Origin of the sequence: Streptosporangium nondiastaticum (assembly GCF_003011965.1) — a bacterium.
In the GTDB taxonomy this organism is placed as follows: Bacteria; Actinomycetota; Actinomycetes; order Streptomycetales; family Streptomycetaceae; genus Streptomyces; species Streptomyces nondiastaticus.
The window spans coordinates 1-709 of the sequence record NZ_PXWG01000327.1 but is presented as its reverse complement, the minus strand read 5'-3'; the positions used below and the strand labels follow the sequence as shown (position 1 = coordinate 709).

At 79.3% G+C, this 709-nt stretch carries 2 pseudogenes; both read right to left on the bottom strand.

The features are described from left to right. A pseudogene (locus B7P34_RS36065) lies at positions 1-183 on the bottom strand (hypothetical protein); the annotation flags it as partial. A 129-nt stretch (positions 184-312) separates the two neighbouring features. After that, a pseudogene (locus B7P34_RS36060) lies at positions 313-709 on the bottom strand (pyridoxal phosphate-dependent aminotransferase); the annotation flags it as partial.

The following is a 709-nucleotide window of genomic DNA, read 5'->3' as shown; positions in this document are numbered from 1 at the left end:
CAGCGCCTCGGCGCGCGGGCGCAGCCGGCCTTCGCGGGCCAGCCGGGCGAGGGCGCGGACGCCAAGCAGGGGCGCGGTGAGGCGGTCGGCGAACGATCTGGGCCACAGGCGGGTCTCGCCGAGCGGGCGCGGCGCGGCGAGGGGGCGCGGCCCGGCGACGGGACGCTCGGTCTGTTCGGTCATCGAGGGGCTCCAATCGCTGCATCGCGCGGTACGGGGCGGTACCGGCTGGCGGCGCTGACGGCGGACGGCGGCGGACGACGCGTGACAGGGGCTGCGCATGACGGGGACGGCGGACAGATCGACGGTAGGTCAGCCGCCCGCGAGCCGGCCGAAGGCCGATCCGAAACCGGTCAGTGCGTCGGCGACGCCCGGGGCGGCCAGCGGGTCCGGGGAGTCCAGGGCGCGCTGCCGCTCCTCGTCGGTGGTGCCGAGGAGCGGCGGCGTGGAGATCCGGACCCGCAGGGCGTCGGGGGCGTCGCCGAAGCGGTGGCCGCCGGGCACGGGGCGGCCGAGGGCGGTGCTGAGGTGTGCCTCCAGTTCCACGGAGTCGGTGATGGCGCGGGCGGCGAGCGGGGCGCGGAGCTCGCCGAGGTCGGCGTAGAGGTAGGGGCCGGCCTGCGGGGGGCGGCTCAGCACGCCGGCCGCGGTGAGCCGCTCGTGGGCGGCGCGGGCGAGCGCCCCGTAGAGCCGGACCGCGGCGGCGGCG